The organism is Komagataeibacter xylinus (genome assembly GCF_009834365.1).
Classification (GTDB): Bacteria; Pseudomonadota; Alphaproteobacteria; order Acetobacterales; family Acetobacteraceae; genus Komagataeibacter; species Komagataeibacter xylinus_D.
Map to the genome: position 1 here is coordinate 2138111 of NZ_CP041348.1, position 12359 is coordinate 2150469.

Genomic DNA, 12359 nt, shown 5'->3' on the forward strand with positions numbered 1-12359 from the left:
GCCGCTTACTCCCCAAGCCGTTTGAGCAGCGCAGGCACATGCACCTGGTCCGCCTTGTAGTTGCCGGTCAGGGCATAGATCACGGCATTCACGCCAAAACGGTAGGCCGTGACGCGCTGCTCCGCTCCGTCGGGCACGGGGGCGTAGGGCGTATTGCCCGCTTCATCCACCGCCCAGGCATGTGCCCAGTCATTGCTGCCGATAATGACCGGGCTGACCCCGTCATTGGTGCTGTCGCCCTCCTGCGCCACCCAGACGGGCATGCCATCGTACCGGCCGGGAAAATCATGCAGCAGGTAGAAGGTGTGCGAGAGCACATGGTGGCTGTCGAGCCGTGTGAGCGGCGGAATGTCCAGTCCCGCCGTCATGCGCCTGAGTGCTGCTGCCGTGCCCGGCGCCGAGCCGGTATAGCTGCTGGCGTTTTCGGGGGCCGTGGCCGGGTCCTGGCCCTGCGTGTCGATCAGCAGGATGCCGCCGTGGCGCATATAGGTGTTCAGTGCTGCCGTGCGGGCGGGACTGGTGGGGGCATCGGCCGTTACGGGCCAGTAGATGAGCGGGTAATAGGACAGGTCATCACGCTCCGGCGTTACGCCATCGGGGTGGCCCAGCATGGCGGATGTGCGGGCATTGACGTAGTCCGACAGGCCCTGAAGCCCCTCTTTCGATACGTCATCGATCTCCGGATGGCCGGTTACGATATAGGCCAGCCGGGTTTCGAGTGCGGCACGCGGCACGTCAGGCGGTATGTCGGCCGCCTGTGCGTGAGCACCCGCCATGCCCATGCCGCAGCACAGGGCCAAGGCCGCAAGCCTGCGCCACGGCCGCCCGCGCTGCAGGATGCTGACCAGTCCGTCGGCCAGCAGCAGCATGGCGGCCAGCACGAGCAGTGCCGGCCCGATAGACAGGTCCGCCACCTGCCCGCGCAGGTCGGACACGGTGCCGATGGGGGCCTGGGCTGCTAGCGCTGCCGGGTCATCGCCCACATTGAGCGCGCGGCGGCTGTTGCGTGGACCATACAGCCCCGGCGGGTGTTCGGGGGTGGGTGCGGTGCGGCCAAACGCATCGGCCCGCAGCGCCTGCGCGCCCGCAGGGGGCGCGACCAGCGTGCCGTCGCCATCAAGCGCCATGTAGGGGGCGAGCAGGGTGCTGCCAGCGGGTGTTTCGATGCCCGAGGCCTGATCGATCAGATGCTGGAGCATGCCCACGAACAGCCCCGAAAGCGGCAGGTTCGACCATTCTGCCGTGCTGGTCACATGGAACAGCACGACCTGCCCCGCGCCCAGTGCGGCGTGGGTGACCAGCGGCGTGCCATCATCCAGCCGTGCCCAGCTATGACTGTCCAGATCGGTGGAAGGCTGGGCCAGTACCTGCCGTGATACCGTAACATCGGCCGGGATATCCAGATCATGGAATGGCGACGCGGCGGGGAAGGGGGCCAGATGTTCAGGTTTGCTCCATGACATGGCGCCGCCCAGTTCGCGCGTGCCAGCCATGAGCGGCACGGGCAGGAGCGGGTCGACCTGCGGTTGTGGCGTATCGCCACCGCCGTCCGTGGCATCTGTTCCCTGAATGAGCAGCGGGCCGGCAAAGCGGATCAGCGTGCCGCCCGCGCGCACCCAGGCTGCGACTTTCTTGCGGGTTTCGGGGCTGCCCAATGTGCCATCTGGCGCGATGATGACCGAAAGCGGGCGCGCGAGCAGCGTATCAAGGTCGCCCTCGCGCAGTTCGGCGGCGGGTTGCAGCACGCGGCGGAGGTAGAACAGGCTGCCCATGAGCGGCGTATCGGAACTGCCGGTTGCAATCAGCCCTACGGGGTGCTGGCGCTCGCGCTCGTCAAGCAGCCGGATGCCCGCAGGCCCAGCCATGCCCTCAAGGGAGAGGTGATCGACCTTGTTGCGTAGCTCGGCGGGCAGGTCGGGGGCGAGATCGGCATGGTCGGCGCCCGCGGGCAGGTTGACCGGCAGCAGGCCGAGCGTGCCGCCGGTTGCGGTTTCAAGGCGGAGCTGGCCTGTGCGCGGATGATCGCGCGGAACGGTGCGCAGGCGCGTGGCCAGACTGCCCTGCCCACTGGCAGGCGGGGCCAGCAGCATGATGTCGGATTGCGGTACCTGCATGTCATGCACCGGGCCAATGGCGGCAAGGGCTGCGGCAAAACCGGTGTCGCCGCCGGTGGCCAGTCCGTCGGCCATGTAGATGACCGGCCCGCGCCAGCCCTGGCCTGCAAGGGCTGTGAGCGCATGGGTGGCCGCGATCCGGTCGGTGGGCCAGGCACGGGGCAGCATCGGGTCGATCTGGCTGCGCAGCAGGTCGGCCTGCGTGGCAGGCTGGACCACAATCGGGTCGAGCGCATCAGTGCGGGCGGTGAGCAGCAGGCGCGCGGTGTGGCCGGTGCGGGCCAGATGGTCAAGCAGGCCATCAAGCGCGTGGATGCGCTGCGACCACGTGCCTGCCGCAGCCCAGCCGTTATCGAGCACGATCAGGCAGTCGGCATCGGGCAGGGCGCCCTGCCCGCGCGGAAAGACCGGCTGCGCCAGCCCCAGCACAAGCCCCAGTACGGCCAGGCAGCGCAGCAGCACGCGCCACAGCGGCGCGGAGGTTGCATCGGGCGGTGGAGCCGCAAGTGCGGCCAGCAGCCGCATGGGCGGGAAGGACTGCGTGCGCGGCGCGGGCGGGCGGGCATGCAGCAGCCACCACACGGCAGGCAGGGCCAGCAGGCCCAGCAGCATCCACGGTGCCAGCAGGATCATGCCCGTCCTCCCGCCCCGAGCAGGGTATGCAGCGCCATCAGCGCCGCAAGCGGCGGCTGGTCAGTCATGTGCACTACGGGCGGGCTGCCTGCGGCGGTGCATAGCGTGCGTAGCTGCGCCTGATGGCGCTGCCAGATCACGGCATAGTCCTGTTGCAGCGTGGGGCTGCCATAAAGCAGGCGGTCCGCGTCCTCCTCCATCCCGGTGAAGCGCGTTGGACCGGCATAGGGCAGGGTGGTCTCCGCCGGGTCTATGGTCTCCACCAGCGTGGCGGTGGCCTGACACGCGGCAAGCTGGCGCAGGAAAGCCTCAAGCTGCCCGGGTGGGTACAGCCCGTCGCCAAACAGCAGCACGTGGCTGCGGGCGGGGATGGCTGTGGTCAGCGGCAGGTCTGGCGCATCGGGCGCCTGGCGCAGGGCGGCCAGCAGCGCATGGGCCATCTGTTCCAGTGCGCGATGGCCGTGCAGGCGCAGCGGCGCAGTTGTTGGGTTGGTGGCCAGCAGGCGGATCTGCTCGCCCTGGCGTAACATCATGGCCGCACTGGCCAGTGCCAGCAAAAAGGCCCGCTCGGCCTTGGGCGGCAGGGCGGGATCGGAATGCCAGCGCATGGAGGCACTATTATCGCACCAGATGCATATGGTGTGCGGGGTCTGTGCTTCGCGCTCACGAACGAAGGCCCGGTCGCTCCGTGCCGACTGCCGCCAGTCAATGGCACTGGCCGCCTCGCCCTGTGTGGCGGGACGGTATTGCCAGAATTCGTCGCCCTGGCCTGCCCTGCGCCGCGCATGGCTGCCCTGGCCCACGGTGCGGGCAAGGCGTTCGGCGGCAACAAGCAGGGCGGGCAGCCTGCCTGCCAGGTCATCGGCCAGCGCGGTGGCGGTGATGGCGTTGCGCGGCAGGAACGCAGCTTCCGCCGCCTCCGGCGCGGGGCGTGACGTGCCGGGCGCACGGGCGGCATTCGGGATCAGCCGCGACAGGAAGGAGGGAAGGGCGGCCAATGTCAGCCGATCCGTCCGACCAGCGTATCGATCAGCGTGGACAGGCGCAGGTTTTCCGCCCGTGCGGTAAAGGAGAGTGCCATGCGGTGGGCCAGGATTGGCTGGGCCAGCGCCGACACGTCCTCAATGGTGGGGGAAAGCCTGCCATCAAGCAGGGCGCGGGCACGGGTGGCCAGCATCAGTGCCTGTGCTGCGCGCGGGCCGGGACCCCAGGCCACGGCCTCGCGGATGGTGGGGTCATCGCTGGTTTCGGGCCGTGCCGCGCGCACAAGGCGCACGATCGCATCGACCACCTGCTCGCCCACCGGCAGGGCGCGCACCAGCGCCTGCGCCTCGATCACGTCGGCCGCCGTGAGCACGGGGCTGGCGGTGGCGGTGGTGGTGCCGGTGGTGGCCAGCAGCATGGCGCGCTCGGCCTCCGCTGTGGGGAAGTCGAGCGTGACCTGCATCAGGAACCGGTCAAGCTGTGCTTCGGGCAGGGGGTAGGTGCCTTCCTGCTCGATGGGGTTCTGGGTAGCCAGCACATGGAAGGGGCGGGGCAGTGGATGGTTGGTGCCCGCAATCGCCACCTCGCGCTCCTGCATGGCCTGCAGCAGGGCCGACTGCGTGCGGGGGCTTGCGCGGTTGATCTCGTCCGCCATGAGCAACTGGCAGAACACCGGCCCCGCCACGAAGCGGAAGCTGCGGCGGCCGGCCTCGTCCTCATCAAGGATTTCGCTGCCAAGGATATCGGCGGGCATGAGGTCGGGCGTGAACTGCACGCGGCGTGCGTCCATGCCCAGCACGTGACCCAGCGTTGTCACCAGCAGCGTCTTGCCCAGCCCCGGCGCACCGACCAGAAGCGCGTGCCCGCCCGCTACGATGGTGGTCAGCACCAGGTCGATCACCCGGTCCTGCCCCAGTATGACACGGCCGATTTCCGCCTGTGCTGCGCGCAGGCGCGCGCCCATGCTCTCGGCCCGGGCCGCGATCTGCTCGGCGGTCAGGGTGGGGGGGGATGTCATGCCCGCCTGCGGCGCCGCATGGAGGGGGGAGGTATCATCCATGGTCATCATTCCAACAGTCTGACAGGTCCGGGGGTTTCATCAAGCCGGTGTTGATCCCTATATCAAGTCCAGCAGCTTCCATAGTGTCGGGTTAACGCAATTGATGGACGATTTCGAGACAGGACAGAACCCGCCGGCCCGCGCGCCGGGGCAGGCGGGAACATGCGGCGCGCTGCCGTTCGTGATCAGGCGTGACGGAACGTGGCTGTACCGTGGCTCCCCCATCCGTCGCAAGCCGATGGTCTGCCTGTTCGCCTCCACCCTGCGGCGCGACGCGCAGGGTGGCTTCAGGCTCCAGACCCCGGTGGAGCAGGGCACGATCGAGGTGGAGGATGCCCCGTTTGTGGCCAACCACCTTGAGTGGCATGGCTGCGGGCGGGGGCAGGTGCTCTCGTTTCGCACCAATGTTGATCAGGTAATCTGCGCAGGCCCCGACCACCCGATTCGATGTGACTGGAACGTGCCGTGCGAAGGTTGCGGCACCGGCCCCGTGCCCTACCTGCATGTGCGCGATGGCGATGGTGTGCTACCCATCGAGGCCCGCATCGCCCGGCCCGTCTATTACGAGCTCGCCGCCCTTGCGGTGGAGGGGCACTGCCAGGGCGTGCCCTGCCTTGGCGTGTGGAGCCAGCATGTGTTCTTCCCGCTTTCCGCCATGGAGGCGGCTTCATGACCAGCCCGCTCGCCACGCTGGCCCACGCCATGCCCGATGTGCTGGAACAGCTTGGCCGGATCTGGACCATCATCCCCGATGCAAGACTGGTGGGCGGCGCCGTGCGCGACCTGCTGCGCGGGCAGGCGGTGGCCGATATCGACCTGGCCTGCGCGGCCCCCCCCGATGTGGTGATGGCGAAGCTGAAGGCTGCTGGCGTGAAAGTGGTGCCCACGGGTCTTGCGCATGGCACGGTCACCGCCGTCATCGACCGCCGCCCCTTCGAGATCACGACCCTGCGGCGCGATGAGGAAACCGATGGCCGCCACGCCACCGTAGCCTGGACACAGGACTGGCGCGAGGATGCGGCAAGGCGTGACTTCACCATCAACGCCATGTCGTGTGACAGCGCGGGCGTGGTGCATGACTATTTTGGCGGGCAGGCTGATCTGGCGGCAGGGCGGGTGCGTTTTGTGGGCGATGCCCGCCTGCGCATTACCGAGGATGCGTTGCGGATCCTGCGCTTCTTCCGCTTTCAGGCCCGTTATGGTCGCGCAGAGCCTGACCCGCAGGCAATCAACGCCATAACGGCTCTCGCTGGCCTGATCGGCCGCCTCTCGGTCGAGCGGATATGGTCGGAGCTGCGGCGCATCCTGACAGGCCCTGAAGTGGTGCGTACCTTGCAGCAGATGCATGATTGCGGCGTGCTGGCGCATGTTTTGCCCGAAGGCTGCGCCATTGCCCGCCTTGAGCGCCTGCTGGCCTGCGGCGCGCCTCATGATGAGGCAGTGCTGCTTCTGGCAGCGCTGCTGGCGGGTGACGGGCGTGAGGTGGCGCGGCGGCTGAAGCTGTCGCGTGCGGAGGGCGGGGCGCTGGCCCGTACGCGCGGTATGCCTGTGCCGTGTCCCGGCCTTGATGGCGCTGCCACCCTGCGCCTGCTGGCCGACCATGCCCCGCGCGACCTGATCTGGCGCGCATGGCTGCGGCAGGCGGACGTGCTGGGCCACCCCGATACCGCATGGGACGCCCTGCGCCACCAGCTTGCGCACACGCAGCCCCCGGTCTTTCCGCTCAATGGTGGTGACGTGATGAATGCTGGCTGCCCGCCCGGTGCCGCGGTGGGGCAGGTGCTGGGGCAGGTGCGGCACTGGTGGCTGGAAAACGGCTGTGCGCCGGACCATGCCGCCTGCATCGCACGGCTGCGCGCCGTGCTGGCTGAAGGTGGCGTACGCGCGACATAATTTGTAACCGCATGTCGCGGCGCTTTGTTTTGCGCCGGCTTGCGGCTATAGGCCGATTGATGAACGCAATAAAAATGACCGCGCCGGATCGTGCGGCGGCGCCTGATGCAACGGTGTCGTCACGCCGCCTCATGCGGCGGCTGTGGCGCGAGGAGCTGGCCTGCCACAAGCTGCGTATTCTGGCGGTCATGGTGCTGACGGCGCTCATGGCCATATTCAGCGCGCTCTACCCGCTGGTGATCCAGCGCGCGCTCGACATGTTTGCCGATCATGATCCCCGCATCCTCTATCAGGTGCCCATTCTTGTGGTGGTGATTACGGTGGCCAAGGCCATCTCGCAGTACGGGCAGTCGATTGCGGTGCAGTCGCTGGTGCTGCTGGTGATCCGGGGCCTGCAGGGGCGCATGTTCCATCATCTGGTCAAGGCCGATATCTCGCGCATCGAAACCGAGGCTCCGGCCCAGATCGCGGCCCGCTTCACCACCGATGCCGTCTCGATTCGCGAGGCCATGGTCCGCGCCACCAATGCGCTGGGCGATGCGGTGACCGTGGTGGGGCTGATCGCCTCCATGCTGTACATGGACTGGGAACTCAGCCTGATCGCCGCCGTGCTCTACCCCATCGCCGCCCTGCCGGTACGCAGGCTTGGCAAGCGGCTGCGGCGGGAATCCGGCGGCGTGAATGAACAGATTGGCGAGACCAGCGCCATGCTGGCCGAAAGTTTTGGCCAGTCGCGCACCATCCGCGTCTACCGGCTTGAAACCGAGGAGGAAGGCCGCGCCGCCCGCACGCTCGACATCCTGCATGACCGCCTGCTGCGCATTGCGCGGGGGCGTGCGCGCGTGGACCCGATGCTTGAGGTGCTTGGCGGCGTAGCGGTGGCTGCCGTGCTGGGCTTTGCGGGCTGGCGGGCTACGCAGGGCGGCGCCACGCTGGGCGATTTTTCAGGCTTTGTGGCCGCCCTGCTGCTTGCCGCCCGCCCGCTGCGCGCGCTCGGCACGCTCAACATCGCCCTGCAGGAAGGGCTTGGCGGCCTGCAGCGCGTATTTGACGTGATTGACGAGCCCGTGGCCGTGGCCGAGGCACCCGATGCGGTGGGGCTGCCCGCAGGCGGCGGCGACCTGCGCTTCGAGCAGGTGGCCTTTCGCTACCCCGATGGGCGCATGGGGCTGAACGGGCTGGATTTTGTGGCCGCCCCTGGCCTGACCGTGGCTCTTGTCGGCCCATCAGGGGCGGGCAAGTCGACCGCGCTTTCGCTCATTCCACGCCTGCATGATGTCACCAGCGGGCGCATCACGCTTGACGGGGTGGACCTGCGCCGCCTGATCCTGGCCGACCTGCGCGATGCCATTGCCTATGTCAGCCAGGATACGCTCCTGTTCGACCTGCCGGTGATCGACAATATCCGCATGGGCAACCCCAGGGCTACTGATGCGCAGGTGCATGAAGCAGCCCGGGCGGCTGCGGCCGATACATTCATTCAGGCCCTGCCACAGGGTTATGCCACCGTGGTCGGCCCCGGCGGGCAGCGGCTTTCGGGCGGGCAGCGGCAGCGCGTGGCGCTGGCCCGCGCCCTGCTGCGCAACCCGCGCGTGCTGCTGCTTGATGAGGCGACCAGCGCGCTCGATAGCGAAAGCGAGGCCATCGTGCAGCAGGCGCTCACCCATCTGCGCCAAGGGCGCACGACCATTGTGGTGGCGCATAGGCTTTCCACCGTGCGCTCGGCGGATCTGGTGGTGGTGGTCGCGCAGGGGCAGGCGGTGGAATGCGGCACGCATGATGCGCTGATGGAGCACGATGGCCTGTACGCCCGCATGGTACGCAATCAGGCCTTCACGCTCTGACATGACAGGCGAATGTGCACTTGGGCCGGGGTTGGCGGTTGAAGTGTGGCAAGCTTCGTGCAATGGATTGACCGACCCGTTCGGTCAATGCGCGAAATGACAGGATCAGGGGCTGCAATCAAGTTGATGATGAGGAAAGCTGATGGCCGCGGACGAAGGCAACGCACCTGAAGACGGACAGGACAAAAAGAAAAAGGAAGTATCGCCGCGCCGCAAGCTGATCCTGATCGGTATTGCCGTGGCGGTTGTGGTGCTTGGCGCGCTCTACTGGTTCCTGCACCGCAACGAGGTGGAAACCGATGACGCCTTTACCGCAGGCCGCGCCGTGGCGGTGGCCCCCCATGTGTCCGGCTACGTGACCGAACTGCTGGTCAATGACAACCAGTTCGTTCATCAGGGTGATATCATTGCCCGTATCGATGACCGCAACTGGCGCGCCCAGCGCGACCAGGCGGCGGCCGCCGTCGATATCGCGCGCGCGCAGGTGCAGAATTATACCCTGCTGACCGAGGTGGCCAAAAAGAACTTCCCCGGTCACCTCATGGTGGCCCAGGGCCAGTTGCAGCAGGCACAGGCGCAGGAGTTCAGGGCCGAGACCGATTACCGCCGCCAGCATGGTGTCACCCGTGAGGCGACATCGCAGCAGAACATCGACTACGCCACGGCGGCGCTGAACGCAGCCAGGGCGCAGGTGCTCGAAGCGCAGGGCAACCTTGAAACCGCGCTGCCCGTCATCCCCAACATTGCCAGCACCGAGGCCCGCGTGAGCGAGCAGCAGGCTACCCTGACACAGGCCGAGGCGAAGCTGCGCGAGGCGGAACTGAACGTGGAATGGACCACCATCCGCGCGCCCCATGATGGCTGGATCTCGCAGCGCAACATCGAGCGTGGCACGTATGTCACCGCAGGCCAGACGGTCGTGTCCGTGGTGGAACCGGAAGTGTGGGTCGTGGCCAACTACAAGGAAACGCAGCTCACCCACATGCGTCCGGGCCAGAAGGTGGATATCGCGATCGATGCCTACCCGTTCCTCAGGCTCAGGGGCCATGTTGATTCACTGCAGCTTGGCACGGGGGCGACCTTCAGCGCCTTCCCGCCAGAGAATGCCACGGGCAACTACGTGAAGATCGTGCAGCGCGTGCCGGTCAAGATCCTGATCGACGAGGGGCTGCGCGCCGACCTGCCGCTCTCCATCGGGCTGTCGGTTGAACCTACGGTCCATACGGAATGAGCGCACAGGCAGCGCCCGCGGCCCCGGCGGATGGCGCGGGCTGGAAACCGAAGCACAACCCATGGCTGATCGCCGTGGTTGTGACGGTGGCCGCCTTCATGGAAATTCTCGATACCACCATCGTCAACGTGGCGCTGCCGCATATCGCGGGCAGCCTGTCCTCAACCTATGACGATGCGACCTGGACGCTCACCTCCTATCTGGTGGCCAACGGCATCGTGCTCACCATATCGGGCTGGCTGGGCAAGCTGTTCGGGCGCAAGCGCTATTTCCTGATCTGCATTGCCATGTTCTCGCTCTCGTCGTTCCTGTGCGGCATTGCGACGAGCCTGCCCGAGCTGATCCTGTTCCGCCTGATGCAGGGCTTTTTTGGCGGTGGGCTGCAGCCCAACCAGCAATCCATCATTCTGGACACCTTCCCGCCCGACAAGCGTGCCGCCGCCTTTGGCCTGACGGCCATCGCCACCGTGGTGGCCCCCGTGCTCGGCCCGTCGCTCGGCGGGTGGATTACGGATAACTATTCGTGGCGGTGGGTGTTCTTCATCAACGTGCCGGTGGGCATCCTTGCCACCATCGCGGTCTCGATCATGGTTGATGATCCGCCATGGGCGCGCAAGCAGCACGCGCCGCTCGATTTCGTTGGCATCGGGCTGATCACCATCGGCTTTGGCTGCCTTGAAGTAGCGGTTGACCGTGGCGAGGACGAGGACTGGTTCGGCTCGCGCATTATCGTCACCATGGCCATCCTTGCCTTTCTCGGCATAGGGGGGGCCATTATCTGGCTGTTGCGGGCGAAAAACCCGGCGGTGGACCTGCGGGTGTTCAAGGACCGCAACTTCGCCGTGGGCACCGGGCTGATGGGCGCGGTAGGCGCACTGCTCTATTCCTCGGCCATTATCGTGCCGCAGTTCTCGCAGCAGATCATGGGCTATACCGCCACGCTGTCGGGGCTGATCCTTTCGCCCGGCGGTATTGTGGTGATCATGCTGATTCCGCTGGTGGGCATTGCGATGAAGTATGTGCAGTTGCGCTACATCATCGCGTTGGGCTTTTTCCTGATGGGCCTGTCCATGATCTGGTCGGCGCAACTGGTGCCCGACCTTGATTTCCGGCATCTGGTGCTGTTCCGCATGAGCCAGACAGGCACGATGGCCTTCCTGTTCGTGCCGATCTCGACCATTACCTACGCCACCTTGCCACGCAACCTGAACGCCGATGGCTCGGCGCTGTTCAGCATGGCGCGTAACGTGCTGGGTTCGCTCAGTATTTCAGGTGCTACGGCCATGGTGACGGAACTGCGCCAGGCGCACCAGAACCAGATGGTGCACTGGATGACACCCTACCATCAGCCCTTCAACGAATATCTGGCCCACAGCCGGGGCGTTGCGGTGATGCGTGGCTACGCGCAGGGCGCGCTCAATAACGTGGCGATGGGGCGGCTGTACAAGGAGTTCCAGCGGCAGGTCGCGATCCTGGCCTATAACGAGGTCTTCATGATCCTTGGTATCGGGTGCATGCTGGTTGTGCCGTTCTGCTTTCTCATGTCGCCGCTCAAGGGCGGGGATAAGTAAGATATAAAAGTTCTTGGTGAAGCTTTTTTCAAAAAGCTTTGAAGAATGTCGCCTTTGTGAAAAAAGGCGGCATCCCAAAACTTTTGTCAGTTTAAGGCAGGAGCAAGGTCATGACAGGGGTGATCCGGGTTGTCTGTGCGGCAGTGATTGAACATGAGCGTCTGCTCGTCGTGCGCAAGCGCGGCACCACGGCCTTCATGCTGCCCGGCGGCAAGCCGGAGGCGGGCGAAAGCCCGGAACAGGCGTTATTGCGTGAAATTGATGAGGAACTGGGCTGCGCCCTCACATTGAGGGCGGAACTGGCAGGTGATTTTTCAGCCCCCGCCGCCAATGAGCCGGGTTATACCGTGCAGGCCCGCATCTGGACCGGGCAACTTGACGGCACGCCCGCCATTGCCGCTGAAATTGCTGAACTGCGCTGGATCACGGCAGCCGATGCAGCAGGGCTGTGCCTTGCTCCGCTGCTCAGTGGCAAAACGTGGACGGCCCTGGCGCGCGCTGGCCTCATGCCTCAGCTGGCAGTGGCGTAAGGCGCGAAATAGGCGGCAAGCCTAGCGTAAATATCTTTTTTTATGCCGACATTGAGGTGGGGCAACTGCGCAAGCTCCACCCATTTCCATAAATCGAATTCGGCGGGCTGGTGCGTATCCAGCCGTATGTCGGCATCCTGCCCGGTAAAGCGCAGGGCGAACCACTGCTGCGTCTGCCCCCGGTAGCGGCCACCAAGCGCCTTGCCAATCAGGTGGGCAGGCAGGTCGTAGCTGAGCCATTCGGGGTAGGCAGCCAGGATCTCGGCTCTGTCAGTGCCAATTTCCTCATGCAGTTCGCGCAATACGGCAACCTGCGGGGTTTCGCCTTCATCAATGCCGCCCTGCGGGCACTGCCACACGCCTTCATCCGGTGGGCCACCCGCGCCCGGCATGTCGGTGCGGCGGGCGACAAGTACCTGCCCGCGCAGGTTGAACACGAGCGCACCCACATTGGGGCGGTAGGGCAGGACGGTCTGGCTGGTCATGAAGACTGGTCTTC

Annotated in this window: 10 protein-coding genes; 6 read left to right on the forward strand and 4 right to left on the reverse strand. The window is 66.2% G+C overall.

Annotated elements, in window-relative coordinates; translation table 11 throughout:
• Positions 1 to 5: 5 nt before the first annotated feature.
• The 3 genes from FMA36_RS10175 to FMA36_RS10185 are packed head-to-tail and all read right to left on the reverse strand — an operon-like array spanning position 6 to position 4800.
• Positions 6 to 2747 carry a DUF4159 domain-containing protein gene (locus tag FMA36_RS10175; protein WP_159262206.1) on the reverse strand — a complete coding sequence of 914 codons (2742 nt, stop codon included), beginning with the start codon at positions 2745 to 2747 and terminating at the stop codon, positions 6 to 8.
• A complete protein-coding gene (locus FMA36_RS10180; protein WP_159262207.1) occupies positions 2744 to 3745 on the reverse strand; it encodes a DUF58 domain-containing protein in 1002 nt (333 codons plus the stop codon). Before FMA36_RS10180 ends, FMA36_RS10175 begins: the two co-directional genes overlap by 4 nt.
• A 2-nt stretch (positions 3746 to 3747) precedes the next feature.
• The gene (locus FMA36_RS10185) at positions 3748 to 4800 is read right to left on the reverse strand and encodes an AAA family ATPase (protein WP_159262208.1); all 1053 of its coding nucleotides are present in this window, start codon (positions 4798 to 4800) and stop codon (positions 3748 to 3750) included.
• A gap of 94 nt (positions 4801 to 4894) precedes the next feature.
• Here FMA36_RS10185 and FMA36_RS10190 point away from each other — a divergent pair, with 94 nt between their 5' ends.
• The 6 genes from FMA36_RS10190 to FMA36_RS10215 all read left to right on the forward strand — a co-directional run bounded on the left by FMA36_RS10190 (position 4895) and on the right by FMA36_RS10215 (position 11860).
• A complete protein-coding gene (locus FMA36_RS10190) occupies positions 4895 to 5464 on the forward strand; it encodes a DUF1285 domain-containing protein (protein ID WP_159262209.1) in 570 nt (189 codons plus the stop codon).
• Positions 5461 to 6684 (forward strand): CCA tRNA nucleotidyltransferase, encoded by a 1224-nt coding sequence (locus tag FMA36_RS10195; RefSeq protein WP_159262210.1) that lies wholly within the window; start codon positions 5461 to 5463, stop codon positions 6682 to 6684. Before FMA36_RS10190 ends, FMA36_RS10195 begins: the two co-directional genes overlap by 4 nt.
• 59 nt (positions 6685 to 6743) lie before the next feature.
• Positions 6744 to 8528, forward strand: a complete 1785-nt coding sequence (locus FMA36_RS10200; protein WP_408885615.1) for an ABC transporter ATP-binding protein — start codon at positions 6744 to 6746, stop codon at positions 8526 to 8528.
• Positions 8529 to 8670: 142 nt separating this feature from the next.
• Positions 8671 to 9759 (forward strand): HlyD family secretion protein, encoded by a 1089-nt coding sequence (locus tag FMA36_RS10205; protein ID WP_159262212.1) that lies wholly within the window; start codon positions 8671 to 8673, stop codon positions 9757 to 9759.
• Positions 9756 to 11330 (forward strand): DHA2 family efflux MFS transporter permease subunit, encoded by a 1575-nt coding sequence (locus FMA36_RS10210; RefSeq protein WP_159262213.1) that lies wholly within the window; start codon positions 9756 to 9758, stop codon positions 11328 to 11330. The genes FMA36_RS10205 and FMA36_RS10210 overlap by 4 nt, the downstream gene beginning before the upstream one ends.
• A gap of 110 nt (positions 11331 to 11440) precedes the next feature.
• Positions 11441 to 11860, forward strand: coding sequence for an NUDIX hydrolase (locus FMA36_RS10215; protein WP_159262214.1), 420 nt, complete (start codon positions 11441 to 11443; stop codon positions 11858 to 11860).
• Here the strand turns inward: FMA36_RS10215 and FMA36_RS10220 are convergent.
• On the reverse strand, positions 11842 to 12345 hold the full coding sequence (locus tag FMA36_RS10220) for an RNA pyrophosphohydrolase (RefSeq protein ID WP_159262215.1): 504 nt from the start codon (positions 12343 to 12345) through the stop codon (positions 11842 to 11844). The genes FMA36_RS10215 and FMA36_RS10220 overlap by 19 nt on opposite strands.
• Between the last annotated feature and the right edge of the window lie 14 nt (positions 12346 to 12359).